At 36.6% G+C, this 13,707-nt stretch carries 11 protein-coding genes and 1 riboswitch; of the genes, 8 read left to right on the top strand and 3 right to left on the bottom strand.

Features of this window, described 5'->3' with window-relative positions:
* Nucleotides 1–93 precede the first annotated feature (93 nt).
* From ACUXEY_RS15605 to ACUXEY_RS15585, 5 genes are all read left to right on the top strand, one after another.
* Nucleotides 94–840 (top strand): HAD family hydrolase, encoded by a 747-nt coding sequence (locus ACUXEY_RS15605; protein ID WP_461301052.1) that lies wholly within the window; start codon nt 94–96, stop codon nt 838–840.
* Between the two features lie 154 nt (nt 841–994).
* Nucleotides 995–2,359, top strand: a complete 1,365-nt coding sequence (gabT, locus tag ACUXEY_RS15600; protein WP_461301051.1) for a 4-aminobutyrate--2-oxoglutarate transaminase — start codon at nt 995–997, stop codon at nt 2,357–2,359.
* Nucleotides 2,360–2,476: 117 nt separating this feature from the next.
* Nucleotides 2,477–3,844, top strand: a complete 1,368-nt coding sequence (locus ACUXEY_RS15595) for a sigma-54 interaction domain-containing protein (protein WP_061655290.1) — start codon at nt 2,477–2,479, stop codon at nt 3,842–3,844.
* Complete coding sequence (gene gabD / locus ACUXEY_RS15590; RefSeq protein ID WP_048529396.1) at nt 3,837–5,288, top strand: NADP-dependent succinate-semialdehyde dehydrogenase; 1,452 nt, start codon at nt 3,837–3,839, stop codon at nt 5,286–5,288. The genes ACUXEY_RS15595 and gabD overlap by 8 nt, the downstream gene beginning before the upstream one ends.
* Before the next feature lie 48 nt (nt 5,289–5,336).
* Nucleotides 5,337–5,660, top strand: coding sequence for a DMT family transporter (locus ACUXEY_RS15585; RefSeq protein ID WP_461301050.1), 324 nt, complete (start codon nt 5,337–5,339; stop codon nt 5,658–5,660).
* Nucleotides 5,661–5,700: 40 nt separating this feature from the next.
* On the opposite strand, the gene ACUXEY_RS15580 is transcribed toward ACUXEY_RS15585, so the two are convergent.
* Nucleotides 5,701–6,930 carry an aminopeptidase gene (locus tag ACUXEY_RS15580; RefSeq protein ID WP_071757783.1) on the bottom strand — a complete coding sequence of 410 codons (1,230 nt, stop codon included), beginning with the start codon at nt 6,928–6,930 and terminating at the stop codon, nt 5,701–5,703.
* 116 nt (nt 6,931–7,046) lie between these two features.
* Nucleotides 7,047–8,129, bottom strand: a complete 1,083-nt coding sequence (locus ACUXEY_RS15575; protein ID WP_461301049.1) for a polysaccharide deacetylase family protein — start codon at nt 8,127–8,129, stop codon at nt 7,047–7,049.
* Between the two features lie 541 nt (nt 8,130–8,670).
* On the opposite strand from ACUXEY_RS15575, the gene ACUXEY_RS15570 reads away from it, so the two are divergent.
* Nucleotides 8,671–9,378: a hypothetical protein gene (locus ACUXEY_RS15570; protein ID WP_166703592.1), complete on the top strand. Its 708-nt coding sequence runs from the start codon at nt 8,671–8,673 to the stop codon at nt 9,376–9,378.
* A gap of 51 nt (nt 9,379–9,429) precedes the next feature.
* Here ACUXEY_RS15570 and ACUXEY_RS15565 read toward each other — a convergent pair whose 3' ends face one another.
* Nucleotides 9,430–10,626 (bottom strand): NupC/NupG family nucleoside CNT transporter, encoded by a 1,197-nt coding sequence (locus ACUXEY_RS15565; protein WP_429601772.1) that lies wholly within the window; start codon nt 10,624–10,626, stop codon nt 9,430–9,432.
* A gap of 202 nt (nt 10,627–10,828) precedes the next feature.
* Nucleotides 10,829–10,930: riboswitch (purine riboswitch) on the bottom strand.
* A gap of 121 nt (nt 10,931–11,051) precedes the next feature.
* Between ACUXEY_RS15565 and rlmD the strand changes: the two genes are divergently transcribed.
* Both rlmD and ACUXEY_RS15555 read left to right on the top strand, forming a co-directional pair.
* Nucleotides 11,052–12,428 (top strand): 23S rRNA (uracil(1939)-C(5))-methyltransferase RlmD, encoded by a 1,377-nt coding sequence (gene rlmD / locus ACUXEY_RS15560; RefSeq protein WP_166703590.1) that lies wholly within the window; start codon nt 11,052–11,054, stop codon nt 12,426–12,428.
* Nucleotides 12,429–12,524: 96 nt separating this feature from the next.
* Nucleotides 12,525–13,514, top strand: a complete 990-nt coding sequence (locus tag ACUXEY_RS15555; RefSeq protein WP_048529382.1) for a tRNA dihydrouridine synthase — start codon at nt 12,525–12,527, stop codon at nt 13,512–13,514.
* Nucleotides 13,515–13,707: the final 193 nt, after the last annotated feature.

Here is a 13,707-nt window from a genome sequence, read left to right as displayed (position 1 = left end):
TTGATTTTTATGGTATTTTTACAATTCGTTTATTTTATATCCATACTTTATTGATACACTGGAGGAGATAAGAGATGAGAGGTAGGGTGTGCTATGGAGAAGATAAAAGCAATACTATTTGATAAAGATGGGACATTAATGGATTTTCATTCGATTTGGATAAAAGTAGCTGAAGAACTTGTGGCGGAATGTATCAATTTATATCAACTGCCAAAGTCAATGCAGCCTACTTTATTAAAAGAGATCGGCGTGGAGGGGGCATTTGTTCATCCTCGTAGTGCAATAGCTGCTGGAACAAGCCTCGATGTAGCAAAGGGGCTTTGTAAGTATATTACGTCATCTAAGGAAGAGGAGATGCATGAGTGGGTAAGTGAAAAATTATTTTCTCTTATGTATGAGCATCGTTCCTATATGAAAATGACGGCGGATTTACCGAGAATTTTACAAAGTTTAAAAGATAGAGGATTTATTTTAGGTGTTGTTACAGCTGATGATTTTGCACCGACAGAATTGTTTTTAAAACAGTATCAATTAGAGTCTTTTTTTGATTATGTTGTAGCGTCAGATACGTTTCCAGCACAAAAACCAGATAAAAGAATTATAGAATCTTTTTGTGAGAAGTTTCATTTAAAAGCATGTGAAGTAGCCGTCGTTGGAGATACACCAACTGATTTATATTTAGCGAGAAATGGCGGTGATTGCTATGCAATTGGAGTACTATCTGGTACAGGAGATCGTCAAACGTTAGAACCACTTGCTGATTTAGTATTACAATCTGTTGGGGAGTTTATTTCTCATTCGGGTGAGTTTATTTTGGAACAAGGAAAGTCTAATGTGTAAGAAAAATAAGTCTATAAGGACTCTTAATGAGTCTTTATAGACTTATTTTTTATGTCGACATAGAAGGTATGTAGGATGAATGCTGGAAAAGAATGTTGGCATACATTTTGCAATGAAAAGAGAAAACAATGTAAAGAAAAGGATGGGGTACGTAATGAACACAAAAAAATTTGCTAAAGTAAATGAACAAACTCCTGGACCGAAAGCAGCGTCTTTATTAGAACGTCGCCAAAATATAGTACCAAAAGGAGTAAGTAACGGCATCCCAACGTTTGTACAATCTGCAAATGGTGCTCTTGTAACAGATGTTGATGGCAATCAGTACATTGATTTCGCAGGAGCAATTGGAACAATTAACGTAGGACATTGTCATCCAGCTGTGAAAGAAGCGCTTCATAAACAAGTAGATCAATACATTCATACTGGATTTAATGTCATGATGTATGAGCCATATATTGAATTAGCAGAAAAACTTGCGGCATTAGCGCCAGGAAGTTTTGATAAGCAAGTACTATTTTTAAATAGTGGTGCAGAAGCGGTTGAGAATGCGGTGAAAATCGCTCGTAAATATACAAAAAGGCCTGGTATTATCGCATTTTCTAAAGGTTTCCACGGACGTACATTAATGACAATGACGATGACAAGTAAAGTAAAACCATATAAATTTGGATTTGGTCCATTTGCACCGGAAGTATATAAAGCGCCATTCCCTTACAAATATCGTCGCCCAGAAGGACTAACTGAAGAGCAGTACGATGACTTTATAATTGAAGAGTTTAAGAATTTCTTCATATCAGAAGTAGCACCAGAAACAATTGCAGCCGTTGTCATGGAACCTGTTCAAGGTGAAGGTGGATTTATCGTTCCAAGTAAGAAGTTTGTGCAAGCAGTACGCAATATTTGTTCAGAACACGGCATCTTATTTGTAGCGGATGAAATTCAAACAGGATTTAGCCGTACAGGAAAGTATTTTGCTATTGATCATTATGATGTCGTTCCAGATTTAATTACGGTATCTAAATCATTAGGTGCTGGTGTACCGATTAGTGGTGTTATTGGGCGTAAGGAAATTATGAATGAGTCTGCACCAGGAGAGCTTGGTGGAACGTATGCAGGAAGCCCACTAGGATGTGCGGCAGCATTAGCAGTACTTGATGTAATAGAAAAAGAGAATTTAAATGATAGAGCGATAGAATTAGGAAAAGTCGTAATGAATCGATTTGAAGAGATGAAAAATAAATATAATTGCATCGGTGATGTGCGTGGTTTAGGGGCAATGTGTGCATTCGAGGTCGTTCAAGACCGTAAGACGAAAGCACCTGATAAAACATTAACAGCTAATTTGTGCGCAGAAGCAAACAAACGCGGATTACTTCTACTATCAGCAGGGACATACGGCAATGTTATTCGTGTGCTCATGCCATTAGTAATTACAGATGAGCAACTTGAAGAAGGATTAACAATCATTGAAGAGTCATTGCAAGTCTGTTATGAGAAGGCAAATACTGCTCGCGTTTAAAAGTTAAATAATAAATCGCAAACATTCTAGCTGACTCTATATAAAATGCAGAAAATTCACTTTATAATAAAGGTAGTGAAGTGAATCGATGGATTTTGGAAGCTAGGGGTGGCTAGGATGGTTGCAGAAAAGGAACGAGTGTTAATGGATTTACAAGATGTATTTGAATATGCGTTTGACGAAATTTTTGTGACTGACGAAAAGGGAATCGTTGTGCGTGTAAATAGTACATGTGAAAGGCACTATCAATTAGCTGCTAAAGAGTTAGTAGGTAAGCATGTAAAAGAGTTGCAGAAGGATGGTATCTTTTATCCATCGGCAACGTTAGAGGTAATTGAAAAAAAGAGGCCGATTGAACTCGTCCAAACGACGAAATCAGGAGAGTATTTACACGTTCGTACAAGGCCTGTTTTTGATGATGAGGGAAATTTAAGAAGAGTGATTAGTTACTCTCGTGATCTTACAGAGCTCTACCAATTACGTCAAAAGGTAGAGGAAATGGATAATCAGTTAAAAACATATAAAAAAGAATTAAGAGAAACATATGAACATGAAGGACTTATTTTTAAAAGTATCGCTATGCAAAAAATAGTCGAGACAATTAAAAAAGTATCTGTAGTAGATAGTACTGTTCTCGTTTTAGGTGAGACAGGAGTAGGGAAGAGTCGATTAGTACGTCATTTACATGAAGTGAGTAACCGGAAGAATGAAAGTTTCTATGAAATTAACTGTGCGGCATTGCCAACAAATTTAATTGAATCAGAGCTTTTTGGATACTCAGGTGGATCTTTTACAGGTGCGAATCGTGAAGGAAAAAAGGGACTATTAGAATCCGCGCATAAAGGAACTCTTTTCTTAGATGAAATTGGCGAAATGCCGCTTGAAATTCAAGCGAAGCTTTTGCAAGTGTTGCAGGAGAAGACATTTCGGCCTATTGGCGGAAGAGAATTAAAAAAGGTGGATGTCAGAATTGTAGCAGCCACAAATAGAGATTTAAGTATGATGGTGAAACAAGGAACATTCAGGAAAGATTTATATTATCGTCTGAATGTCATTCCAATTGTAATTCCACCACTCAGGGAAAGAACTGAAGACATTTTACCGCTCATTTATCATTATTTACAGCACTTTAATGAGAAATATGGCCGGAATGTAAAATTAGCACCTAGCACATTGCAAATGTTTGTTGGTTACCCGTGGGAAGGAAATAATCGAGAAATTGAAAATGTGATTGAGCGAATTGTTATAACTGCTGATGATATCGTGACGATAGAAGATTTGCCAATAGCGATGCAAGAATCAACGGTTGAACAGTCCGGTCAAAGTCTCTATAAAATGTTAGAAGAAGTAGAACGGAATATTATTTTGAAAGCATATAAAACATATGGATCGAGCTATAAAGTAGCGGAGTTTTTAAAAATAAGTCAATCTGCTGCCACGAGGAAAATAAAGAAACTTATAGAGGAGGAAGAAAACATTGGATAAAAAAGCGACGTTTGTAAATGTAGAGAAAAAGGCGATGTATATAAATGGTGAGTGGATTACATTGCAAGAACAAATCGAAGTAAATAATCCAGCAACGAAAGAAATATTTGCAACGGTGCCAAAGGGCGGGGTAACAGAGGCAAAGCAAGCTGTTGATGCTGCCCATGAAGCTTTTAAATCATGGTCTAAGTTAACAGCAGCAGACCGTGCAATGAAGTTAAAAAAATGGTTCACACTTATTGATGAAAATAAAGAAGAGATTGCAGCGATTATGACGAGAGAACAAGGAAAGCCATTTGCAGAAGCGCTTGGTGAAGTGAATTATGCAAATAGCTTTGTTGAATGGTATGCAGAAGAAGGAAAACGTGTATACGGTGAAATGATTCCTGCTTCTCATCCGAATAAACGTATTTTAGTTATGAAGCAACCAGTTGGGGTTATGGCAGCTATTACGCCTTGGAACTTCCCGGCCGCTATGATTACGAGAAAGGTAGCTCCGGCGCTTGCAGCAGGATGTACGGCAGTTGTAAAACCTGCAAGTCAAACGCCGTTAACTGCGCTGAAATTAGCTGAATTAGCTCATGAAGCGGACATTCCAAAAGGTGTAATAAATATTGTAACAGGTAGTGCGAAAGCAATTGCGGATACGTGGATGGAAGATGGACGTGTTCGAAAGGTTTCCTTCACAGGATCAACGGAAATTGGGAAGGAATTAATGGCCAGTGCTGCACAAACGATGAAAAAGGTTTCACTTGAGTTAGGTGGTCACGCGCCGTTTATTGTTATGAACGATGCGGACTTAGATAAAGCGGTAGATGCGGTAATTGGTTCGAAATTCCGTAACGCAGGACAAACGTGTATATGTACAAATCGAGTATTCGTTCAAGAAGAAGTATACGAAGTATTTGCAGAGAAGTTCCAAAAGGCAGTAGGGCAGTTGAAAGTAGGAGACGGTTTCGGTGACGGAACGACTGTAGGACCACTTATTGACGAGCATGCAGTTTCGAAAGTACAGGAACATATCGAAGATGCTATTAAACAAGGTGGAACAGTTTTATATGGTGGCCAAAAGGTTGCAGAACTAGATGGACACTTTATGCAACCAACTGTAATTGGATTGGCGAACGATACAATGCTTTGTATGAATGAAGAAACATTCGGACCAGTTGCACCAGTTGCGAAATTTAAAACAGTTGAAGAAGTAATTGAACGTGCAAATCATACACCATATGGCTTGGCTGCTTATATTTTCACAAAAGATATTAGTCAAGCATTCCAAATTAGCGAAGCGTTAGAGTACGGTATTATCGGATTAAATGATGGACTTCCATCAGTTGCACAAGCACCATTCGGTGGTTTTAAAGAAAGTGGTATTGGCCGTGAAGGAGGCCATTTCGGTATCGAGGAATATTTAGAAATTAAATATATTTCATTAGGGCTATAAGGTAGTATACTAGAATCTCTATAAGGTAACAGAGAAGGAGAGTCTAGTATGATATATTGGCTATTATTACTCGTAACAATTATTTTTGAAGTAGCTGGAACAATTGTGATGAAATTATCGAATGGTTTAACAAAGCTCGTTCCAAGTGTACTTATTTTCGTATTTTATGGAATTTGTTTCAGCGTATTTGCCATCGTTGTCAAAAAAATTCATTTAAGTATCGCTTATGCCATTTGGTCTGGTGTAGGAACATTACTTATTACAATCATTAGCGTGTATTTTTTTAAAGAGCACATTAGCTTATTCCAAGCGTTTTGTATTCTCTTTATCGTTTTAGGAGTAATTGGACTTAAGGTTTCATCGGCATCATAAAAGGCTAACTTCCATTGTGGAAGATAGCCTTTTATTTGTATTAAAATGCCCAGTTACCTTTACGGAAGATTGGTTCATGTCTTCCATCATCTGTAATACCGTCGATATCAAGCTCGGCTGATCCGATCATGAAGTCGTTATGTGTAATACTAGTGTTTGCTCCGTTTTCAGCAAGCTCTTCTTTAGACATTGTTTTTCCGCCAACTAAGTTGAAAGCATAAGCACTTCCGATTGCAAGGTGGCAAGATGCGTTTTCATCAAATAGCGTATTGTAGAATAAAATATTTGTGTTTGAAATTGGTGAGTCATGAGGTACTAAAGCCACTTCACCTAAGAAGTGAGAACCTTCATCTGTTTCTACTAAATGTTTTAAAGCCTCTTCACCAGTTTCAGCTTTATAGTCTACGATACGTCCGTTTTCAAATGTTAACGTGAAGTTATCGATAATGTTACCTGCAAATGCTAACGGTTTTGTACTAGATACTTGACCGTTTACACCTGTTTTAAGCGGCATTGTAAATACTTCTTCAGTTGGAATGTTCGCCATAAATGGTACGTTCTTTTCATTTAAGCTACCAGCACCAGCCCATACATGCTTTTCTGGAAGTTCGATCGTTAAATCTGTTCCAGGACCTGTATAGTGAAGAGCTTTATAATGTTTTTCATTTAAGTAATCAACTTTTGTATGTAACGTTTTATCGTGTTCTTTCCATGCTTCCACAGGATTTTCTAAATCAGCACGAGTAGCTTTGAAAATAGCATCCCATAGTTTTGCTTCTCGTTCTTCTGGTGCAACGTCAGGGAATACTTTCGCAGCCCATTCTTTCGTAGGGACAGAAATGACACACCAGCTTACTTTATCAGCTTGTACGTAATCACGGTATACTTTCATTGCTTCACCAGCTACTTTATGAGCTGTTGCGATACGCGTTGCTTCTACACCTTTTAATAAATCCGGGTTTTCTGCGTAAATAGACATAAATGCAGCGCCTTCTTTTGCTAATTCTTCACGAGCGTGTGCTTTCCAAGATGGGAACTCAGCGAATGCTTCTTCAGGAGCTAGATCGAACTTTAAGCGTGTTAACGTCTCATCATTCCAATCCACATATACGTGCTTTGCACCAGATTTATATGCTTTTTCTGTCACGAGGCGTACAAATTGTACAGCTTCAAGAGGTGCACTAATTGATAAAGTTTGTCCTGGTTGAATATTAACACCAACATTGACTGCAAGGGCAGCATATTTCTCTAACGTTTGTTCAAATGACATATGTATAATCTCCTTTAATTTGAAAGATTTCTTACTATATATAATACAAGAAAATTCAAAAAATATATATAAATATAGCGTAAAAAGAGAGCTCAAAATATATTGAGCTCTCATCGTTATTTAATAGAAGAAGCAAATTGTTCTACAGTCGTAGAATTGTGTATGCGAACACGCTTCATTTTTAACAACTCATCGGGTTCACCTTTTGTAATGAATTTTCCGGGTTTTGTTGTCGTCGCAAATTGATAATATTTCTTCGTTTCTGCAACGACTTTATCATCTACATGACCGAATGGATAAGCAACTGCAATAACAGGCTTACCTGTTATTTTCTCTAGCTTTTCCTTTGATTCTTTTAATTCTTTTTCATAGTTTGTAATTTTCGGCAAGTCTGCATGTGTTGCAGTATGGGATTGCATAGAGAAAATGCCGGAATCGACCATTTCTTTTATGTCAGATGTAGACAGTGATCCTTCTACATCAACGTTATCAACAATCATATATTCTGTTGCTGTAGGTTTAAACGTATCGTCTTTTAGCTTTTGTAAAACATGAAATGCATTCATATTATTTTTCATACCGTCATCAAATGTAACGAAGATAGGTTTATTTACTTTATTAATATCGCCCCAACGTTCGAAAGTTAGTAACGTATAGCCGTTGTCCTTTAAATATTTCATTTGTGCTTCAAAGTTAGCAGGTGATACGAATAAATCTTTAATGCCTTGTCCGTGATAATCATCGATTGCATGATACATAAGAACGGGAACCTTTTGCTCGAAAGTAATAGTAGATTTTGTGAGCGGAATGGTTTTCCCATCTTCTTTTATTCCCGTTGCTTCGATTTGGAACTCACCGCGTTTTCCTTCAAATTCTTTTATGTCAAAAGGAAGTGAAAATTGCTTTTCCCTTTCTTTTGAAGATAAGGATTTAGTAGTTTCCTTTCCGTCAGCAGTTCGCCAAATTTTATATTGTACCTCAGTTAAAGTATCTTTTATATCTGCCATGTGAATAGTAGTGTTAGTAGATTCATATGTAATTGGGTTATAAGAAATTTTCCCTTGTTCTTGTACGGTCACTTCTTGTTTCTTAGTCTCTTGAACCTTTTTCTCTTTTTTAGGCTCTTGACTTACATTGCTAGTAGTACAACCTGCTAGAATAGCAGATGTGCATAAAGCGATTGCTGCGTATTTTTTCATAAAATCACCTTCTATTGTGTATTATGTTGCATGCTTACATTTAAAATCCCCACCGCTGTAAGAGAGGTGGGGATATACCCTTGTTTATCATATCATTTGAAGAAAATGAGGGGAATATGATTTTTAGGAGGAGCTATTAGGGCGATAGATTAATGACTTTGAATCGATGTATTCTTTCGTTTCTTAATGGAATTGCTAATAATATAACCTACTACAAAAATGAGAGGAATAATAAAGACATAGATAGGTATTCCCCATACATAATAGCTTTTCATGCTTAAAACTAGTAAATATAAGAAGTCGAAAAGGGCGTGGGCTTTCATAATATCCTCCAATGTATTTTTTACAAATTATAACATTGTTTATTTGTGATTTGTATATTTTGGTAAATGATTTAAGTTAATTTTAAAGTAAGAGAAAGGTCTATTAATATGAAATGCTGCATATATAAAGTAGTTTTTATTGAAATATCAGGATTTTGGACTATAATAAGAACCGATATAAATGTAAGCAAGAATGATGTACGGAGTGGAGAACAGAAATGAAATATAAAAAAATAGTATATATTCTTCTCGTATCGCTATTCATAGTTGGTTGTCAAAATGAAATGAGTAAGGCGAATAGTGTGGATGAGTATATTCCACAGCACCTTATGAATGCGGAAGTTACGGCGGATATTATGACGCTAGAGATGGATCCAGATACTCTTAAAAAGGTAGGGAATACTGGTCAAAGAATGAGAGAGCATCTAGTGAATAATATGGAATGGTATTTAAAATACGTAGAAGAGCATGCAGAGAAAAAAAGTTTTCCATATCATCCTAATTTCGGTGTTACAAAAGAAGAGTATGAATTTGTACTAAATGCAATTGATCAAAGTAAATTGATTAATACAAAGGATGGAAAGCTGAAATTTAAGAAAAAAAATAATCATGAAGTTGAGATTTTTTCAAGTGAAAGTATAAAGCTTCTTAAATATGTAGTTATTGATACGGAGAAGAATACAGTAAAAACATCTCTAGGCGAATGTGAATATTTTGGAGAAATACTGGCATCACCCGAACAAAAGTTAACTGGTCCTTGGCACGGAAAACAATGGATGTTAAAAAAAGATGACTTAATATATATATTTTCTTTAGGGAAAATGGAAGTAGGAAATAAATCAATTATTGATATTTCGGTGAAAGGTAAATATAAGGGAGAAATTATTAATAAGGAAGAGGCATTAGAGTTTTCTTCAGTTTCTTAAATAATGATAATAAAAAAATCACCTTGCTGTCTAAGCGAAGGTGATTTTTTATTAAATAAACAATCCAGCGATTGTTGCAGATAAAATAGAAGCAAGTGTTGATGCAAATAACATTTTCCAACCAAATTTAGAAACGATGCTTCCTTGTTTTTCAGAAAGGGCACGGATTGTACCTACAATCGCACCAATTTGGCTAATACTTGCGAAGCTAATTAAGAATACTGTAACGATTCCAACTGTACGTGGAGATAATGTTGCTGCAACATCTTTTAAATCAAGAATTGCTACAAACTCATTTAATACAATCTTCGTACCCATAATACCACCAGCTGGGATAATATCTTGAGTTGGAATACCCATTAAGAATGCGAATGGAGCAAGTATATAACCGAAGATTTGTTGTAACGTAACAGCATATCCCATTGCACCTGAAGCTGCACTAATTACGTAGTTTACAACTTCCATCACACCGATGAAGGCGATCATTAATGCGGCAACGATACCAGCTACTTTTAAACCATCAAGCGCACCGTTAATCATTGCACCGATAAAGCTGTCACCGAATAAAGTTCTATCAAATTTTTGAATCACTTCATCTTCTTTCTTCGTATCAACTGGTGTTAATAGCGAACAAACGATTAAGCTTGAGAATAAGTTTAGCGGAAGAGCTGCTAGTACATATTTTGCATCTAACATCATTACGTATGATGCTGTAACAGAAGCAGAAACTGAGCTCATCGCAGAACAACAAATGATAAACATACGGTTTTTGTTAAAATGTTGTAAATCATTTTTAATAACGATTAACGCTTCACTTGAACCGAAGAATACAGAGTTTACTGCGTGGAATGATTCAACGCGTGGTAAACCAGTAATTTTTGAAATGGCACCGCCGACAACGCGAACGATGAATGGTAAAACACCTAAGTAACTAAAGATAGAAAGTAGTGCTGAGAAAAATACGATAATTAATAGTACGTTTAAGAAAAAGACAAAATCTCTTTGAATTCCATTAAAGAGAAAATCGACACCTGTCGTACCAAGTTTAATTAGTTTGTTGAAAACTTTACCAATGAAAATAATGATTTGTTGACCAATCTTTGTGCCAAACATAAACCAACCGATTAAAATTTGAAAACCAATCATAATAGCAATTGCACGGAAGTTGATTTTACTTCTATTGTTTGACAAAGCAAAGCATAAACCTAAAACGACAAGAATACCGATAATGCTCATTACATATTGCATGTAGTTGCCCCTTTCAGAAGTTCGTATAAAGTTTGTACATAAAACGCTCGTTATATTACTAAAAATAAAACAAAGAGGTTTTATGTCATACGTAAGATGTCTGACCTTTTAGAAAAATAAAAATAAAAAAAGACCCATATGGATTCACTTTCATCTATGAGAGAAAGCTAATCAATATGAGTCCTTTTTTGCACATAGGCTAATATTCATTAGTTTTCCCCATAGTCCAGCAATTTAAGGTTGCCGGGTAGAAACTCTCGATCCATATTATCGAGTATATATGAGGTAACATCGTCCGTATTAAATTAGTAGTAGCGTAACATTAACAGAGAACTATCGTCAATAGCTTTTTTTCTTCCGATAGAAATAGACCATATAAGTATGATAAAATGTAACGCAGTGTTATGAAAAAGAGAGGTCGGAAAATGAGTACAAAAATGACGCCACCAGTTGAAAAAAACGAGTTTATAGATGTAGTATTTGAAGATTTAACACATGATGGTGCCGGTGTTGCGAAAGTAAAAGGCTATCCTATTTTCGTTAAAAACGGATTACCAGGTGAAGAAGCACAAATTAAAATTATTAAAGTGAAGAAAAACTTCGCATTCGGTCGTTTAATGAAGCTTCATACAGAGAGCCCGTACCGTAAAGATGCAGAATGCCCAGTGTACAATCAGTGCGGCGGTTGTCAACTTCAGCACTTAACATATGAAGGACAATTACAAGCGAAAGAAAAACAAGTACGTGACGTTATGCAGCGCATTGGAGGACTAAGTGATGTTCCTGTTCATCCTGTACTTGGCATGAAAAATCCGTGGGTATATCGTAACAAAGCACAAGTACCAATTGGAGAACGTGAAGGTGGACTTGTGGCTGGTTTCTATCGCCAAGGAACACATGACATCATTAATATGGAATCATGTTTAATTCAGGCAGAAGAAAACGATACATTAATTCAAGAAGTAAAACGTATTTGTGAAAAACATGGTATTTCGGCATACAATGAAGAGCGTAATAAAGGAACACTTCGTCACGTAATGGCGCGCTATGGACAAGTAACAGGGGAAATTATGCTTGTCTTCATTACTCGTACAGCAGAACTGCCAAACAAAAAAGCAATTATTGAAGAAATTGCTGCGAAATTCCCTGAAGTAAAATCGATTGTTCAAAACGTAAACCCGAAACGTACAAACGTTATTTTCGGAGACACAACGACAGTACTGTACGGATCAGAATATATTTATGACTTTATCGGTGACATTAAATTTGCGATTTCAGCACGTTCATTCTATCAAGTAAACCCAGAACAAACGAAAGTGCTGTACGATAAAACGTTAGAATACGCAAAATTAGATGGTAACGAAACAGTAATTGATGCCTATTGCGGAATTGGATCAATCTCCTTATTCCTAGCACAAAAAGCGAAAAAAGTGTACGGCGTTGAAATCGTCCCAGAAGCAATTGAAGACGCAAACCGAAACGCAGCACTCAACAACATGACAAACGCTGAATTTGGCGTAGGAGAAGCAGAAGTAGTCATTCCAAAATGGTACAAAGAAGGTGTAATCGCTGACACAATGGTCGTAGATCCACCGCGTAAAGGTTGTGATGAGGCACTACTAAACACAATCATCGACATGAAACCAAAACGCGTCGTATACGTATCATGTAACCCAGCAACATTAGCGCGAGACTTAAAAGTACTAGAAGAAGGCGGATATAAAACGCAGGAAGTACAACCTGTTGATATGTTCCCGCATACGACTCATGTAGAGTGTGTAGCTTGGCTTAAGTTGGTATAATAGGAAAGCAGTTGATATAGGAAAATCTATACCATCTGCTTTTTGGTTTATTGAGAGTTTGAAATTGTATTCATAGTGAGAGGATTTGAATTTGAAATGATAGATAATTTTTGGCGTGATTTACCACGACCATTTTTCGTACTTGCACCAATGGAAGATGTAACAGACGTTGTTTTTCGTCACGTAGTAAGTGAAGCTGGTCGCCCAGACGTATTCTTCACAGAGTTCACAAACTCGGATAGCTATTGTCATCCAGAAGGTATGAAAAGTGTACGTGGCCGTTTAATTTTCACAGAAGATGAACAACCAATCGTGGCGCATATTTGGGGAGATAATCCTGAATATTTCCGTCAAATGAGTATTGGTATGGCAGAGTTAGGATTTAAAGGCATCGATATTAATATGGGTTGCCCTGTACCGAACGTTGCATCAAGAGGAAAAGGTAGTGGCCTTATTCTACGTCCAGATGTTGCGGCAGAACTTATTCAAGCAGCAAAAGCAGGCGGACTACCTGTCAGCGTAAAAACAAGACTTGGTTTTAAGGAATTAAGTGAGTGGGAAGATTGGTTAACGCATATTTTCAAACAAGATATTGCAAACCTTTCTATTCACTTACGTACAAGAGAAGAAATGAGCCAAGTGGATGCGCACTGGGAGCTAATTCCGGAAATTAAAAAATTACGTGATCGTATTGCACCAAATACGCTCCTAACAATAAATGGTGATATCCCTGACCGTAAAACTGGGCTGGAACTTGCTGAAAAATACGGCATTGATGGCGTCATGATTGGACGAGGAATCTTTAAAAATCCATTTGCTTTCGAAAAAGAACCAAGAGAGCATAGCAGTAAAGAACATTTAGATCTTTTAAGACTACAACTTGATCTTCAAGATCAATATGCAGAAGTATTACCACGCTCTATCACAGGATTACATCGTTTCTTCAAAATTTATGTAAAAGGCTTCCCTGGAGCTGCTGAACTAAGAAATCAATTGATGAGCACGAAATCAACGAATGAAGTGCGTACATTGCTTGATAAGTTTGAGGCGAGTGTGAATGTAGTAGAAGGTAGTGAAACGGTATAACTCCCCGAAGGAGAGATAGTGTGAATAGACAGATGAGAATCTTGACTCAGATGAGTAGGGAATTCCCATCTGTTTTTTCGTTTTAAGTAAATAAATTTTCGTAGCGAAAAAATTTTGTGTGACCTCTAGTAATGACAAAGTATTTATCCTACAACTTAGTAATAAAAATATTAAATTAATTCCTATATTAAAT

Source organism: Bacillus sp. F9_6S_D1_P_5, from assembly GCF_054823925.1.
Note: the sequence above shows the minus strand (reverse complement) of the source record. Positions and strands in the feature narration are given on the sequence as shown.

Coding starts and splice junctions, on each gene's coding strand:
- ACUXEY_RS15595 (WP_061655290.1), top strand. CDS start 2,477: ATGGTTGCAGAAAAGGAACGAGTGTTAATGGATTTACAAGATGTATTT.
- ACUXEY_RS15555 (WP_048529382.1), top strand. CDS start 12,525: ATGATAGATAATTTTTGGCGTGATTTACCACGACCATTTTTCGTACTT.
- ACUXEY_RS15570 (WP_166703592.1), top strand. CDS start 8,671: ATGAAATATAAAAAAATAGTATATATTCTTCTCGTATCGCTATTCATA.
- ACUXEY_RS15585 (WP_461301050.1), top strand. CDS start 5,337: ATGATATATTGGCTATTATTACTCGTAACAATTATTTTTGAAGTAGCT.
- ACUXEY_RS15580 (WP_071757783.1), bottom strand. CDS start 6,930: ATGTCATTTGAACAAACGTTAGAGAAATATGCTGCCCTTGCAGTCAAT.
- gabT (WP_461301051.1), top strand. CDS start 995: ATGAACACAAAAAAATTTGCTAAAGTAAATGAACAAACTCCTGGACCG.
- ACUXEY_RS15575 (WP_461301049.1), bottom strand. CDS start 8,129: ATGAAAAAATACGCAGCAATCGCTTTATGCACATCTGCTATTCTAGCA.
- ACUXEY_RS15565 (WP_429601772.1), bottom strand. CDS start 10,626: ATGCAATATGTAATGAGCATTATCGGTATTCTTGTCGTTTTAGGTTTA.
- rlmD (WP_166703590.1), top strand. CDS start 11,052: ATGAGTACAAAAATGACGCCACCAGTTGAAAAAAACGAGTTTATAGAT.
- ACUXEY_RS15605 (WP_461301052.1), top strand. CDS start 94: ATGGAGAAGATAAAAGCAATACTATTTGATAAAGATGGGACATTAATG.